The organism is Catenulispora sp. MAP12-49 (assembly GCF_041262705.1).
In the GTDB taxonomy this organism is placed as follows: domain Bacteria; phylum Actinomycetota; class Actinomycetes; order Streptomycetales; family Catenulisporaceae; genus Catenulispora.
This window is the reverse complement of sequence record NZ_JBGCCP010000004.1, coordinates 440,110-454,559: the sequence shown is the minus strand read 5'-3', so window position 1 is coordinate 454,559 and position 14,450 is coordinate 440,110. Positions and strand designations below refer to the sequence as shown.

15 protein-coding genes and 1 riboswitch are annotated in these 14,450 nt (G+C 69.7%); of the genes, 10 read left to right on the top strand and 5 right to left on the bottom strand.

Going from position 1 to position 14,450, the window contains the following annotated elements:
* The first annotated feature begins 39 nt into the window (after positions 1-39).
* Both ABIA35_RS12170 and ABIA35_RS12165 read left to right on the top strand, forming a co-directional pair.
* The gene (locus tag ABIA35_RS12170) at positions 40-798 is read left to right on the top strand and encodes an SDR family oxidoreductase (protein WP_370357910.1); all 759 of its coding nucleotides are present in this window, start codon (positions 40-42) and stop codon (positions 796-798) included.
* Between the two features lie 31 nt (positions 799-829).
* A complete protein-coding gene (locus tag ABIA35_RS12165; protein ID WP_370357909.1) occupies positions 830-1,276 on the top strand; it encodes a VOC family protein in 447 nt (148 codons plus the stop codon).
* Positions 1,277-1,279: 3 nt separating this feature from the next.
* On the opposite strand, the gene ABIA35_RS12160 is transcribed toward ABIA35_RS12165, so the two are convergent.
* Positions 1,280-1,993, bottom strand: a complete 714-nt coding sequence (locus ABIA35_RS12160; RefSeq protein ID WP_370357908.1) for an SDR family NAD(P)-dependent oxidoreductase — start codon at positions 1,991-1,993, stop codon at positions 1,280-1,282.
* A 169-nt stretch (positions 1,994-2,162) separates the two neighbouring features.
* Between ABIA35_RS12160 and ABIA35_RS12155 the strand changes: the two genes are divergently transcribed.
* The 3 genes from ABIA35_RS12155 to ABIA35_RS12145 all read left to right on the top strand — a co-directional run bounded on the left by ABIA35_RS12155 (position 2,163) and on the right by ABIA35_RS12145 (position 4,425).
* Positions 2,163-2,780, top strand: coding sequence for a VOC family protein (locus ABIA35_RS12155; RefSeq protein WP_370357907.1), 618 nt, complete (start codon positions 2,163-2,165; stop codon positions 2,778-2,780).
* Positions 2,781-2,854: 74 nt separating this feature from the next.
* Positions 2,855-3,469 carry a redoxin domain-containing protein gene (locus ABIA35_RS12150; RefSeq protein WP_370334555.1) on the top strand — a complete coding sequence of 205 codons (615 nt, stop codon included), beginning with the start codon at positions 2,855-2,857 and terminating at the stop codon, positions 3,467-3,469.
* 5 nt (positions 3,470-3,474) lie between these two features.
* A complete protein-coding gene (locus ABIA35_RS12145) occupies positions 3,475-4,425 on the top strand; it encodes an NAD(P)H-dependent flavin oxidoreductase (protein ID WP_370357906.1) in 951 nt (316 codons plus the stop codon).
* Positions 4,426-4,506: 81 nt separating this feature from the next.
* On the opposite strand, the gene zwf is transcribed toward ABIA35_RS12145, so the two are convergent.
* A complete protein-coding gene (gene zwf / locus ABIA35_RS12140; protein WP_370357905.1) occupies positions 4,507-5,934 on the bottom strand; it encodes a glucose-6-phosphate dehydrogenase in 1,428 nt (475 codons plus the stop codon).
* A gap of 98 nt (positions 5,935-6,032) precedes the next feature.
* The gene (locus ABIA35_RS12135; RefSeq protein ID WP_370357904.1) at positions 6,033-6,791 is read right to left on the bottom strand and encodes a DsbA family protein; all 759 of its coding nucleotides are present in this window, start codon (positions 6,789-6,791) and stop codon (positions 6,033-6,035) included.
* A gap of 114 nt (positions 6,792-6,905) precedes the next feature.
* Positions 6,906-7,108: riboswitch (cobalamin riboswitch) on the top strand.
* Between the two features lie 28 nt (positions 7,109-7,136).
* On the opposite strand from ABIA35_RS12135, the gene ABIA35_RS12130 reads away from it, so the two are divergent.
* Positions 7,137-8,255, top strand: coding sequence for a HoxN/HupN/NixA family nickel/cobalt transporter (locus tag ABIA35_RS12130; protein ID WP_370334548.1), 1,119 nt, complete (start codon positions 7,137-7,139; stop codon positions 8,253-8,255).
* A gap of 20 nt (positions 8,256-8,275) precedes the next feature.
* Here the strand turns inward: ABIA35_RS12130 and ABIA35_RS12125 are convergent, their stop codons facing one another.
* Positions 8,276-9,208 (bottom strand): NAD-dependent epimerase/dehydratase family protein, encoded by a 933-nt coding sequence (locus ABIA35_RS12125; protein WP_370357903.1) that lies wholly within the window; start codon positions 9,206-9,208, stop codon positions 8,276-8,278.
* A 141-nt stretch (positions 9,209-9,349) separates the two neighbouring features.
* Here ABIA35_RS12125 and ABIA35_RS12120 point away from each other — a divergent pair, with 141 nt between their 5' ends.
* From ABIA35_RS12120 to ABIA35_RS12110, 3 genes are all read left to right on the top strand, one after another.
* Positions 9,350-10,087, top strand: a complete 738-nt coding sequence (locus tag ABIA35_RS12120) for a TetR/AcrR family transcriptional regulator (RefSeq protein WP_370357902.1) — start codon at positions 9,350-9,352, stop codon at positions 10,085-10,087.
* A gap of 16 nt (positions 10,088-10,103) precedes the next feature.
* Positions 10,104-10,745: a nucleotidyltransferase domain-containing protein gene (locus tag ABIA35_RS12115; RefSeq protein WP_370357901.1), complete on the top strand. Its 642-nt coding sequence runs from the start codon at positions 10,104-10,106 to the stop codon at positions 10,743-10,745.
* 166 nt (positions 10,746-10,911) lie between these two features.
* The gene (locus tag ABIA35_RS12110) at positions 10,912-12,555 is read left to right on the top strand and encodes an Ig-like domain repeat protein (RefSeq protein ID WP_370357900.1); all 1,644 of its coding nucleotides are present in this window, start codon (positions 10,912-10,914) and stop codon (positions 12,553-12,555) included.
* A 74-nt stretch (positions 12,556-12,629) separates the two neighbouring features.
* On the opposite strand, the gene ABIA35_RS12105 is transcribed toward ABIA35_RS12110, so the two are convergent.
* Positions 12,630-13,817 (bottom strand): acetyl-CoA C-acyltransferase, encoded by a 1,188-nt coding sequence (locus tag ABIA35_RS12105; protein ID WP_370357899.1) that lies wholly within the window; start codon positions 13,815-13,817, stop codon positions 12,630-12,632.
* Positions 13,818-13,923: 106 nt separating this feature from the next.
* Between ABIA35_RS12105 and ABIA35_RS12100 the strand changes: the two genes are divergently transcribed.
* The gene (locus tag ABIA35_RS12100) at positions 13,924-14,397 is read left to right on the top strand and encodes a winged helix-turn-helix transcriptional regulator (protein ID WP_370357898.1); all 474 of its coding nucleotides are present in this window, start codon (positions 13,924-13,926) and stop codon (positions 14,395-14,397) included.
* The last annotated feature ends 53 nt before the right edge of the window (positions 14,398-14,450 follow it).

Sequence of the window (14,450 nt, the reverse complement as noted above, 5' to 3'; positions counted from 1 at the left end):
CCGCGACAATCCACCAAACCAATCCACCAAGGAGCGCTGATGACCGGCACGACCGACACCGCTTCGCCCCGGCACGACCCGGAGCTCCTCGGCCAGATCGTCGTCCTGATCGGCGGCAGCTCGGGGATCGGTCTCCAGACCGCCCTGCGCGCCCGGGCCGAGGGCGCCGAGGTCGTCCTCACCGGTCGCAACGCAGACCGGCTCAAGCAGGCGGCAGACGAAGTCGGCGCGCGACAAACCGCAGCCTTCGACGCCACCGACTCCGCGGCCCTGAAGCGGTTCTTCCAGGACCTGCCGGAACCGATCGACCATGTGATGGTGACGGCCGGGGGTCCGCACTACGGCCCTGTGCTCACCATGGACTCGGCACAGCTGCGCGACTCCCTCGCCGGCCACGTGGAGCTGGGACTCGAGGTCGCGCGCAACGCGATCGGCACGATGAGGCCCGGGGGCTCGCTGATCTTCATGGGCGACTCCGGCTCGCGTCGCGTCGCACCCGGCGTCGGCATCGCCTCCGCGGTCAGCGCCGTGATGCCGCCGTTCGTCGCCGCGCTGGCCCTGGAGATCGCACCAGCCCGCGTCAACGCCATCGCCCCGGGATTCGTCGACACCCCGCTGTCGGCTTCACTGCTCGAGGACCAACTCGACGCACGCCGGACCGAACTCACCGCGAAGCTCCCGATCGGACGCGTCGTCACCCCCGGCGACGTCGCCGCCCTCGCGGTCCACCTCATGACCAACACCGCCCTCACCGGAGCCACCTACGACATCGACGGCGGCCAGCAACTCGCCTTCTGACGTCTGCGGCTCCTTGCTATGGAGGTATCCGATGGTCGAGCTCCCACCGCCCCTCGAGGGCATTCTGCTGGGACACTTCATCGTCTCGGACGATGTCGAGCGCTCTCGGCGCTTCTACACCGAGGTGCTCGGCGGCACCACGATCTTCGACGGAGTGCCGACCGTCGTCGCTGTGTCCAACACCTGGATCGTCATCAACACCGGCGGCGGTCCGACCGACGACAAGCCGACGGTCACCCTGGAGACCCCGCGCGATCCCGACCGGGTCACCAGCTTCCTGAATTTCCGGGTCAAGGACATCGAGGCCGTGTACGCCGAGTGGAGCGCCCGTGGTGCCCAGTTCCTGACGCCGCCGAAGCAGCACCCGTACGAGACCCGCTGCTACCTCCGCGATCCCGACGGCCACCTGATCGAGGTGGGGCAGACCACCGACCCGAGGGGGGACTGGGCGCCTGCCTTCCCTGGCAGGGCGGAATGAGGATCAGAAACCGGCGCTCTGGCCGCCGTCGACATGCAGGATCTCGCCGGTGACGAACGGGGCCTGCTCCAGATACATGATCGCCTCGACGACGTCGTCGATCTCGCCCATCCGCCCCAGCGGGTGCAGCGCGGCCAGTTCGCCGCCCGGGCTGTCGGGGTTCATCGGGGTTCGGATGACGCCGAGCGAGACGGCGTTGGCGCGGATGCCGCGGGCCGCGTACTCGATGGCCAGTTCCCTGGTGACCGCGACGAGTCCACCCTTGGTCAGCGAGGCGAGTGCTGCGGGGATTCGCGCGTTGGCCCGGTCGACCAGCGACGTGGACACGCACACCACGTGGCCGCCGTCGCCGCCGGCGAGCATCGCGGGGATGGCGGCGCGCGTGACGTCGAAGAAGCCGCGCAGGTTGACGCCGGTCATCAGGTTGTAGTCGGCGTCGGTGTAGTCGGTGAAAGGCTTCTCGACGTACACCCCGGCGTTGTTCACCAGTGTGTCGATCCGGCCGAACCGGGCCATCGTCTGCTCGACGATCCTGGCGCCGGTCCCCGGCTGCGACAGGTCGCCGGAAACGGCGAGGACGTCCGGATCCTCGGACGCCGGCATTGATCGGGCGACCGCGACGAGCAGGTACCCCCGTTGGCGGAACGCCTGTGCGAGGGCCGCACCGATACCCTGCGACGCACCGGTGACGATGGCAACCTTCTTCGTCGTGCTCATGGGGTTGTGCTCATGGGGTTGTGCTCATGGGATTGTCCAGACTCGAAGCCGGGCACGCAGTTCCTCCACGGTACGTCCCGCCTGGCTCCGGCGCCGCCCGAGCCCCTTTCCGGATGCGGTCGGCCGCGCACCGTACCAGGCTGGACGGGAAGTGGGAGGAGCACACGTGATGGACATGAAACTGGAAGTCGTCGTGCTGCCGGTCGCGAACGTGGACCGGGCCAAGGACTTCTACACGGGACTGGCCTGGCGGCTGGATGCCGACGTCAGCACCGACGACTCCTTCCGGGTGGTGCAGCTGACGCCGCCCGGTTCCCCGTCGTCGGTCATCTTCGGCAAGTCCGTCACGGAGCAGGCTCCAGGTACCGCGCAGGGCCTGCACCTGGTCGTCGACGACATCGAGGCGGCGCGCGACGAGCTCAAGCGGGGCGGGGCCCAGCCCAGCGAGGTGTTCCACGACGCAGGCGGCGTCTTCCACCACGGCGGTACCGACGCCCGGGTGTCCGGGCCGGCCCCGAAGCGCAGCAGCTACGGCTCGTTCCTGTCTTTCAGCGACCCCGATGGGAACGGCTGGCTCGTGCAGGAGATCACGACCCGGCTGCCCGGTCGCCTGGACCCTTCGGTCACTACGTTCTCCTCTGCCACGGACCTGGCTAGTGCGCTGCGCCGTGCGGCGGCTGCGCACGGCGAACATGAGACGCGCACCGGCGCGGAGGACCCGAACTGGCCGGACTGGTACGCGCGCTACATGGTCAGCGAACAGGCCGGGAGCGAGCTGCCGTCGTAGTGAGCGCCCGCGTGTAGCGGAAATGTGCACCGTGCAGGTCGCAGCTGCGGCGCCGAACGAGAGGCGGTCATCCCGTGCGTTCCGACATCGTCCCTGGTGGGACTTTCCCCGATTATGCGCTGCCCGATCACACCGGCACCGTCCGCACGCTGAGCGAGATCCAGGGCCGGGACCCGTTGATCCTGACGCTGGCGCGTGGCAACTACTGCCCGAAAGAGCACCGGCAGCACCTTGAGCTGGCCGAGAACTATGCCAAGATCGCGGTGGGGTATACCCAGGTGGCCACGATCGCCACCGACGACCATCACACGCTGCAGGAGTTCCGCGCCTCGGTGGGCGCCCAGTGGCCTTTCCTGTCCGACCCTGAGCGGACCGTCCAGAAGGATCTGGACATCCAGGAGTACACCGACCCCGACCACAACCCGATGATCCCGCACACGCTTGTGCTCAAGCCGGGACTTGTCATCCACAGCATCTACAACGGTTACTGGTTCTGGGGGCGCCCGTCGTTCTACGACCTGTGGCACGACCTGCGCACGGCGACCGCCGAGATCCGCCCGGACTGGGATCTGAGCACTCCGGGGCTGCACGAGGCGTGGGAGGCCGGGGACTACTCGAAGTTCCACGGATGGGACCGGCGGTCCCCCGGGTCGAGGCCGACCTCGTACGTCGAGCCGAGCAAGGGGTGAGCGCGGTGCCCACACCCGTGTGTGAACTGCTGGGGATCGAGCAGCCGATCGTCCTGGCCCCCATGGTCGCGGTTCCCTCGCTGGCCGCGGCGGTTTCGAATGCCGGCGGGCTCGGCATGGTGACTCTGACATGGTCGCAGGACGTCGGAGCCGTGGTTCGTGAGACGGCGGCGCTGACCGCGCGGCCGTTCTGCGGCAACCTCGTGCTCACCGAAGATCGTCACGGTCGCCTGGACCAGGCCTTGAAGGCCGGCTTGCGGATCGTGTCGTTCTTCCTGGGTGATCCCAGCGGCTACATCGAGCAGGTCCACGACGCCGGGGGGATCGTCATGCACACCGTCGGCACCGCCGAGGAGGCGCGGCGGGCAGTCGCATCCGGCGTGGACGTGGTCGTCGCGCAGGGCTGGGAGGCCGGCGGGCACGTGTGGGGCGGCGTCGCGACGCTGCCGCTGGTGCCGGCTGTGGTGGACGCGGTGGCGCCGGTGCCGGTGATCGCGGCCGGCGGGATCGGTGACGCCCGAGGAGTCGCGGCGGTGCTGGCGCTGGGCGCCCAGGCCGCGTGGCTGGGCACGCGATTCCTGCTGGCTGAGGAGATGCCGATCCACCAGGACTACCGGCGCCGGGTGATCGCCGCTTCCGAGACCGATCCGCAGCGGTACCCCGACCTGTACTCGGTCGGGTGGCCCGACTCTCCCCACCGCGCGCTCCGCAACTCGACCTCCGACACCTGGCAGGCCGCAGGCCGCCCGCCGCTCACGCAGCGTCCGGGAGTAGACGACGTGATCGCCCACTTCGCCTCCGGCGAACCGATCGTGCGCTACGAGCCGGCACCGCCGATGGCCGGGACCACCGGTGACATCGAGGCGCTTTCGATGTGGGCCGGACAAAGCGTCGCACTCGCGAAGAAGTCACAGCCGGCGGCGGACATCGTGGCCGAACTCACCTCTCGCCTTTAGCAGGCCACCGCCGACGTCTTCGCACTTCCAGAGCTCTGATCAGCACAGCTCTGATCGGCACGCCGCGCGCGTTCTGGTTGGTCAGCGCCAGCCGTCCGCGGTCAGATCGACGGCTTCAGGGGGTCCCCAGCTGCCTTTCCGGTAGATGGTGGGAGCGTCCTCGGGGTCGAGGAGATCGCCGACGATGCGCCAGGACTCCTCGACCATGTCCATCCGGGTGAAGCGTCGCGGGTCACCGCTGACCGCGTCGGTGAGCACGAGTTCGTAGGCCGCCGTGCCGCTGCCGGTCAGGTAGGTGAAGTCGGTCTTGGCCGAAACGTGGTCGACGGTCTCCGCGTCACCCTCGTGTTGGGCGAGCAGATCGAAGATGACCCCGGCGTCGGGGCTGATCCGCAATCGGATGAGGTTCGGCCCTGTCTCCTGCGCACAGGCCGTGTGGAAGTAGCCGAACGGAGCTCTGTGGAGTTCGACGACGATCTCGGTCGCCGAGGCGGGCAGGGCTTTGCCGGTCCGCAGGGTGAACGGCACGCCGGCCCAGCGGTCGGTGTCCACAAAGGTGCGCAGCGCGGCGTACGTCTCGGTGGTCGACCCCGGCCGGACGCCATGGACGTCCGTGTAGCCCTCGTACTGGCCGCGCACGTACTCGTCGGGTTGAACGGTGCGCACGGCCCTGAGAGCGCGGGCACGCTCATCGAGGATGTCGGCGGCCGCGCCGGTGCGAGGGGCTTCCATGACCAGATAAGCGAGCATCTGGAGCATGTGGTTCTGGACGACGTCGCGCACCGCACCGGCCCCGTCGTAGAAGCCGCCGCGGTCGGCCACGTCGAAGTCCTCGGCCATGGTGATCTGCACGCCGCGCACGTGGTGGCGGTGCATGAGCTCGCTGAGCAGGGTGTTGGCGAAGCGGATCGTCAGCAGGTCCTCGATGGCGTCCTTGCCGAGATAATGGTCGACACGACGGAGCCGCTCCTCGGGGAAGTGCTCGCTGAGCTCCACCTGCAGTGTGCGCGCGGACTCGAGGTCGCGGCCGAACGGCTTCTCCACGATCAATCTGGCCTGGTCGGCGAGTCCGGCTTCCGCGAGGCACTCGGCGGCCTTGGCGTACAGATTGGGCGGGATGGCCAGGTAGTGCGCGAGGAAACGGCTCCCGCGCGTCTGCTCGGCAATCGAACGGAAGCTGGCGGGCTCGTCGTAGTCGACGCGCGCCACGCGCAGTAGGTCGGCGAAGCGTGAGAAGGCGTCCTCGTCGACCTCGCCGTGAGCCGCGACCGCGTCGTGCGCGTGTTCGCGCAGACGCTCGATGGTCCAGCCGCTGCGGGTGACGCCCACGACGGGCACGTCCAGCGATTGCTTGCGGACGAGTTCGTAGAGCGCGGGCAGCAGCATCTTCTTGGCGAGATCGCCGGTGATGCCGAACAGCACGAGCGCGTCGGCGGCTTGCGTGGCGTTCGCAACGGGCTGGGTCGGTCCGCTTTCCTGCTCCGCCGAGTCTCGCGTGGATCCGCTCATGTCTCAAAGCTATTCCGCGGATCGGAGCGCCAACCCGATGTCGGGGTCTGACTGCGGCATTCGGGTGACATTGCACGCCGGCGGAAAGCCTTCGCCGATCAGAGTGCCGGAAGCCCCGCGGCCTGGAACACCTGCCGCAGCACCGCCGGATCCGATCCGGCCAGCGACGCGCCGTCCTTGGACGCCTTCCAGAAGTTGTCCGGCAGTGTCAGGGCCTTGCCGTCGAGCATCAGCGTCGGTGTCCCCTGCAATTGCAGCGCGTTGAAGTCCGACCAGTTCTGCTGTACCAGGCCCTTGTAGGTGCCGGCGTTCACGCAGGACTCGAACGCCGGCGTGTCCAGGCCTGGCACCTGCTTGGCCAAGGCGATCAGCGTCGCGGTGCTGCTGTAGCCGTCGGTGGTCTCGTCCGGCTGGTTGGCGAACAGCACGTCGTGGTACTCGTCGAACTTCCCGGCCTGCGCGGCGCAGGCCGCGGCGTTGCCGGACTGCAACGAGCCGCTGCCGTTGTCCTTGGTGTCGATCAGCGTCACCGGATGGAACAGCACCCGCAAGGTCCCCTTCGCCGCGTACGCCTTGTACACGGACGCCGATCCGGTCTCCAGCGCCCTGCAGAAGGGGCAGCGGAAGTCCTCGAAGATCGTCAAGGTGTGCGGGGCCGTCGCCGGACCGTAGGCCAGGGCCGTGGCCTTGTTCGCAGGGTTCGCATACTTGTCGGCGACCATCGAGCCGTCGGTCAGCGGGACGTAGGCCTTCGGCTTGGCAGAGTTCGAGCTCACCGCGATCCCGACTCCGACCGCGGCGCCGATCACCACCACGACGGTCGCGAGGATCCCCACGCGGCGGCCTTGCATGCTCATAGCCCATCCCTCAGCGACGTCGAAATCCAGATCCAACAACGTCCCGGATCTGACCACCGCGCCGCGGTGGCGTCAAGCCGAGCGGGCGCGCCTTGCCCAGTTTCGGGCCGCTCGCTACGGTGACCATGCCGTGGTGCTCGGGAAGACCGGTGGAAAACCGGAGCGGCCCTCGCCACTGTGATCGGGAATGCACCGGCTCCATGCCGGCCGCGCGGAGTACGCGCGGCGGCGGCCACTGGACGCGACCGCGTCTGGGAAGGCGGAGCCGGGGCGTCGACCCGTCAGCCAGGAGACCGGCCACGGCACCGAGAATCGACCATCCACGAGGTGCTGGAGGCGAGCCGCGTGAGCGTGCCTGCGAACAACCCTGACCGGCCTGTCCGGAATCCGTCCTCGGCGCCGCTGCGCTGGCTCCGTACCGACTGGCTGCGCTTCGCCGGTCTGCTGGCGGTGATCGTGGGGATGCACGTCGCGGCGTTCGGGATCCTCGCCGGCCTGGTCGCCCCGCATCACTACACCGTCGGCAAGCAGGTCTTCGGATTCGGCCTCGGCATCACCGCCTACACCCTCGGCATGCGCCACGCGTTCGACGCCGACCACATAGCCGCGATCGACAACACCACGCGCAAGCTGATGGCCGACGGCAAGCGGCCGGTGTCCGTCGGATTCTGGTTCGCGCTCGGACACTCGACGATCGTCGTCGCGCTGGCCGCGGCGATCGCCGCCGGAGCCCGGCAGGCCACGGACCTCACCGACGACAAGTCCGGCACGCGGCAGTCGCTCGGCGTGGTGTCCACGACTGCCTCGGGCACCTTCCTGTACCTGATCGGCATCCTGAACCTGGTCGCGCTGATCGGGATCTACAAGGTGTACAAGGCGATGCGGCGCGGCGAGTACGACGAGGCCGCCCTGACCGCGCAGCTGGACAAGCGCGGCTTCATGAACCGGATCCTGGGCCGGCTCACCAAGTCCATCAGCCGCCCGGGCCAGATGTACCCGGTCGGACTGCTCTTCGGCATCGGCTTCGACACCGCCACCGAGGTGCTGCTGCTGGCCCTGGCCGGCTCCAGCGCCGCGGCCGGCCTGCCCTGGTACGCGATCCTGTGCCTGCCGCTGCTGTTCACCGCGGGCATGACCTTGTTCGACACCCTCGACGGCACCTTCATGAACTTCGCCTACCACTGGGCTTTCTCCAACCCGATCCGCAAGGTCTACTACAACCTCACCATCACCGGCCTGTCGGTGGCCGTCGCCCTGATCATCGGCAGCGTCGAGCTCGTCGGCGTGGTCCACGACCAGTTCGGCGTCGTCAACCCGGTCACCGACTGGATCGCGAACCTGAACCTGAACAATGTGGGGTTCGTCATCGTCGGCGCGTTCGTCGCGGTCTGGGCGGCCGCGATCGCCTATTGGAAGATCGCGCGGGTCGAACACCGGTGGGACGTCACTGGGCAGGAGCCGTAGCGGCCGTTCGCCCTGGAACTTCACCGCGCGACCGTGACCCTCGGCGCCGCGATCATCTCCTTCAGCCCGACCTCGATCGGCGTCGGCTGTATGCCGAAGCGCTCGGTGGCGGCTGTGGAGTCCATGACGAACGGCTTGCGGAACTGGTACTGCGTCTCGCGCATCTCGCGGACGATCGGGTCGGTGAGGCCGCCGAGCCAGAGCATTGCGGCGGGCAGGGCGGAAAGGCGGGGCTCTGGCTTGGCGGCGAGGTAGGCGGCGGCGGTGGCCAGGTCGCGGATGGAGGCCGGGGCGGGGCTGGGGGTGTGCCAGGCGCGGCCCCAGGCGTGTTCGTCGTCTGCGATGGCTACCAGCATGCGGGCGACGTCGGCGACGTGGGTCCAGGTGTGCGGGGCGTCGGGGTCGGCGGGGACGGCGGCGCGCTTGCCGGCCAGGATCTTGGGCAGGACGGCGATGCTGAACAGGGTCTGGGTGCCGGCTCCGAGGTAGTCCGAGGAGCGGATCTCGGCAGTGCGCAGGTCGCCGGCTTCGTGGGCGGCGAGGGCTTCTTCCCACATGCGGGCGCGGACGCCGGCCTTCGTGCCGGCTGGCCGCAGGGGGTGCTGCTCGGTCATGGGGCCGTCCGGCGGGCCGTAGACGTACAGGTTGCCGGTGGTGATCAGCACCGCGCCGGTGGTGCGGGCGGCGTGCAGGAAGGCGGCGGCCAGGGGCGGCCAGTCGAGGGGCCAGCGGTTGTAGGGCGGGTTGGCGCAGTTGTAGAGGGCGGTCGCGCCGGTGCCGGCCTCGGCGAGCGCCGCCGCGTCCGAGGCGTCGGCGGCGATGCGCTCGATGCCGGGATGGTCGGGGCCGGTGCCGCGACGGGTGATGACGCGGACGTGCTCGCCGCGGTCGGCGAGGAGGGTGGCGGTGGCCGTGCCGACGGGGCCGGCACCGACTATGACGTGGGTGGACATGGCGCTCTCCTGGTTTCTCGTGCACATCGTTCTCGTGAGAGAACACTGTTCTCGCTTCTACTGTCACACCGGGTCGGCGCCGTGTCAAGAACAGTGTTCTCTGACCGGTCGGGCGTTCTCTGTTGTGCGAGAATGGGTGTCATGTCGGTGCCATCACTGCGTGCCCGGGTAAGGGCCGAGACGGTCGAGCAGATCCGGGAGATCGCCAAGCGGCATCTGGCCGCCGAGGGCGCGAACCTGTCGCTGCGCGCCGTGGCCAGGGACGCGGGCCTGGTCCCGTCGGCGCTGTACCGGTACTTCCCGAGCCGCGACGCGCTGCTGACCGCGCTGATCACCGACGCCTACACGACCCTGGCCGCCGACGCGAAGGCCGCCGAGGCGGAGGTGCCCCGCGCCGATCTGCCGGGACGGCTGCTGGCGCTGGCGAACGGCGTGCGCACGTGGGCGTTGGCGAACCCGGCCGAGTACGCGCTGATCTACGGCAGCCCGGTGCCCGGCTACGCGGCGCCGCCGGAGACGACCGGCCCGGCCTCCGAGATCGTGGTGACGATCGTCGGGATCCTCATCGACGGCGCCGTGCAGGGGCTGCGCCCGGCACTGCCGCCCCGGCCGCTGCCGGAGGCGACGCACGCGGAGCTGCGCGCGCTGATCGACCGGGTGCCCGGGCCGGTGCCGAAACTGGCGGCCGACATGGCGCCCGAGGCGGTGATCGCGATGGCGTTCACGCTCTGGACGCAGCTGTTCGGCCTGGTGTCGTTCGAGGTGTTCGGGCGGCTGGACGGCATGATCGACGCGCGCGAGGTGTACTTCGAGCATCAGGTGCGGGTGATGGCCGACGTCGCAGGGCTGGAAAAAAGGTCGGGCACGCGAGGCAAGTGAGGGTAAGTTCCCTGCGATGAGCGAACCTCCGGCCGAAGGCCGCACCGACCTGTCCCCCGCCGACATCGAAGCCCTCGACGAACGATGGGCCCGCGCATGGTCCCCGACCGAGATCACCCGGCGGCTGGCCGACGCCGAGGCGCCCTGGTACGTCGCCGGGGGCTGGGCCCTGGACCTGTTCCGCGGCCGGCAGACCAGGCGCCACGCGGATCTGGAGATCGCGATTCCGGCGGCTGAGTTCGGCGCGATCAGCGGCCTGTTTCCCGGCTACGTGTTCGACGGGGTCGGCCAGAACTGCCTGTGGCCGGACGCCTCAGCCGAGGTCCTGGCCGCCACCCACCAGACCTGGCTGCGCGACCCGTCCAGCGGCGACTACGTCGTCGACGTGATGCGCGAGCCGCATGAGGGCGACACCTGGATCTGCCGGCACGACCCGACGATCCGGCTGCCGTATTCAGAGATCATCTGCCGCACCGCCGACGGCATCCCCTATCTGAGGCCTGAGCTGGCGCTGCTCTTCAAAGCCAAGCACGCACGGCCGAAGGACCAGGCGGACTTCGACGGCGCGCTGCCCGAACTGAGCCCGGCGCAGCGCGAGCGGCTGGCCGAGCTCATCGGTCACGTGTATCCGGACCACACCTGGCTGGCCCGGCTGTAGCCGCTCGGCGAGCGCCTTGTAGATCCAGATCCGCGGCCAGGCATCGAATAAGACACCCGAGACCTCTCATCGCCTCGCTACCTCGATGTGACCGATTCACAGTATTCAATACGGTTCGTCAGTATTTTCCATCATGCGTCGTGATAATGGAGAGGCGAACCCACCTATGAGTGCTCGTACCCGTGGACTGGTCGCGGTCGGCAGCGCGCTGCTGTCCGGTATGGCGTTGCCGGCTGCCGCGGCTCCACCCGTCGCCGCGCTGGCCAGGTCCGTATCAGTGCCGGCGCAGGGGGCTGATCCGTCGCAGACCTTCACCTTCACCGGAGCTGCGCAGAACCTGACGGTTCCGGCGGGGTCGGTGGTCACGATCACCGCGGACGGGGCCGGCGGCGCCGACGACACCGGCACCTCCTGTTCCGTCACGGGGACGGGCGGGACGGGAGCGCACGTCGTCACCACTCTGCCGACAACCACCGCGGCGACGACCTTCACCATCGACGTCGGAGGGACCGGCGGCAAGGGCTGCAACGGCACCGGGACGGGAGGTGTCGGCGGTTTCAACGGCGGCGCCTCGGGCGGAAACATCCCGGTCACCGGTTTCAAGGGGGAAGGCCCAGGCGGAGGCGGGGCCTCGAGCGTCAGTACCGGTGGCACCTTCCTGGTGGTCGCCGGGGGCGGTGGTGCCGCCGGCGGCACCGGCGGGAGCGCTGCGGGCGGCAACGGAGGCAGCGGCGGGACGTCGGACGCCACCGGCGGTACCACAGGAAACGCCGCCGGCCAAGGATCGCCGGGGCAGGGCGGGGGCGGCGGCAGCACCAGCACCACCACCGCGGGTGCCAGCGGGGCAGGCGGCACCGCTGCACCGTGCAGCGTCACGGGCGGCGGGCAGGGCAACGGGTTCTCAGGCGCCACGGTCGGTACCGGCGGCGCCGGGGGCAGCTACTTCGGCGGCTGCGCCGCCACCGAGACGGGCGCCGGCGGCGGAGGCGGAGGCGGGTACTTCGCCGGCGGAGGTGGCGGCAGCGGCTCGGTCAACAGCACGGGCACCTTGGGGAGCGGAGGCGGCGGCGGTGGGGGCAGCAGCTTCGCCACCGCTTCGGGAACCGGCACCAGCTTCGCGCACTCGACGGTCGGGACCGCGAACAACAACGGCCAGGTGACCATCTCCTACGTGCTCCCGGCCACCAGCACGAGCGTGACCTCGACCCCGAACCCCTCGTCCTTCGGCCAGCCGGTGACACTGACCGCGACAGTGACCGGTACCTACAACCCGACCGGCACGGTCACCTTCACCACTGGCACCGCCACGCTGTGCGCCAACGCGGCACTCAACAACAGCGGCATCGCGACCTGCACCACCAGCGCGCTGCCGGTCGGCAACGACACGGTGACCGCGACCTACAGCGGCGATATGAACAACGCCTCAAGCTTCGGCAGCACAGGGCAGACCGTGAACACCAGCACCACGGTGCTCACCGCCGCTCCCGCCACCGCCACCCTGATCCGCGGCGGCATCGGCGGCGTGCAGGTCTCCGGCCTGTCCGCCACCCTGACCGACAAGGCCACCGGAGCACCGATCGCCGGGCAGACCATCACCTTCACCGGTCGGGCGGGCAACCTGCCGCTGTGCACCGCCGTCACCAACGCCAACGGCATCGCCAGTTGCACCGCGACCTTCAACAAGGGGTATGCCGGCAACATCCTGGCCGTCGACAACCTCGTCATCTTCGGCTACACCGCCACCTACACGGCCACCCCCGGCTTCACCAGTTCCACGGCCAACGCCCGCGTCACACTCGGCACAGCCTGACCAAGCACGACCGCACGACTGCGCTACAAGGCAGGGCGGACGCCACCGGCATCAGCACTCGACAAGCCTCGGCCTCAGAGTGCTTCGACGACGGTGGCGTTCGCCAGTCCCCCGGCCTCGCACATCGTCTGCAGCCCATAGGACACTCCGCGACGGCGCATCTCGTGCACCAGCGTCGTCATGATCCGCGCGCCGCTGGCGCCGAGCGGGTGGCCCAGCGCGATGGCGCCGCCGTTGACGTTGACCTTCGCCAGGTCGGCGCCGGTCTCGGCCTGCCAGGCCAGCACCACGGAGGCGAAGGCCTCGTTCACCTCCACCAGGCCGACGTCGGACAGCTTCAGGCCGGCGCGGCGGAGGACCTTCTCGGTGGCCGGGATGATGCCGGTGAGCATCATGACCGGGTCGTCCCCGACGACGGCGAAGCTGTGCAGGCGGGCCAGCGGGGTCAGGCCGAGGCGCTGCGCGGTCTCGCTGCTCGCGATGAGCAGCGCGGCGGCGCCGTCGTTGATCGGGCTGCTGTTGCCGGCGGTCACCGACCAGTCGATCTGCGGGAAGCGCTCGGCGTAGGTCGGGTCCTCGAAGGCGGTGCGCAGGCCGGCCAGGACCTCGGGCGTGGTCGTGGGCCGGACCGACTCGTCCATGGTGACCAGTCCGGCCCCGGTCGGGACCGGGACGATCTCGTCGTCGAAGCGGCCGGCGGCGTGCGCGGTCGCCGCGCGCCGGTGCGACTCGGCGGAGAACTCGTCGAGCCGCTGCCGGCTCAGGCCCCACTTGGCCGCGATCAGCTCCGCGCTGATCCCCTGCGGGACCAGCCCTTCGGGGTAGCGTGCCGCGACGCCCGGGCCGAAGGGGTCCTTCCCGGCCGCGTTCGACCACATCGGCACCCGGCTCATCGACTCCACACCGCAGGCCACCACCAGGTCGTAGGCGCCGGCGATGACGCCCTGCGCGCCGAAGCTGACGGCCTGCTGCGAGGAGCCGCACTGCCGGTCCACCGTCACCGCAGGCACCGTCTCGGGCAGCCCGGCGGCCAGCCAGGCGTTGCGGGTGGTGTTCATCGCCTGCTCGCCGACCTGGTCGACGCAGCCGCCGATGACGTCCTCGACCAGCGCCGGGTCCACGCCGGTGCGCTCGACCAGCGCGCGCAGCGTGTGCGCGAGCAGGTCCACCGGGTGCACGCCGGACAGCGCGCCGCCGGGCTTGCCCTTGCCGATCGGCGTGCGCACCGCGCCCACGATCACCGCGTCCCGCGCCGTAGCCATCAGCGCTCCCCTTCCGTCCGGCTTCCGCCTGTCTGGCTTTTGTTGACCATAGCTAGGAGCATAGACTCTGACTATGCCCAGCTCAAGTCAAGGTAAGGTGGGTCACATGGTGATGCAGCTGGAACCCGCCCTGGCCGACCGCGACCGCTGGAAGGCCGACCGGTGCTCCATCGACAAGGCCATCAGCGCGATCGGCACCCGCTCGGCGATCCTGCTGATGCGCGAGGCCTACTACGGCACGACGCGCTTCGACGACTTCGCACGCCGCGTCGGCGTGACCGAGGCCGTCGCGGCGGCACGCCTGAAGGAACTGACCGCGCTGGGGGTGCTGGCCAAGCAGCCCTACCGCGAGCCCGGACAGCGGACGCGGTACGAGTACGTACTCACCGACATGGGACGCGACCTGCTGCCGGTGGTCCTGGGGCTGATGCACTGGGGCGACAAGTACCTGCAGGACGACAACGGTCCGCTGAAGGTCGTCGACAAGCAGAGCGGCTCGCCGGTGCGGGTGCGGATACAGAACGAGGACGGCGAGGACGTCGCGCTCGACGACATGCGGGTGGACGTACGGCGGGACTAATTCGACGACTCAAACTCCGTGACAGCAATATCATCTGCTCGCCCCGCTCGAAT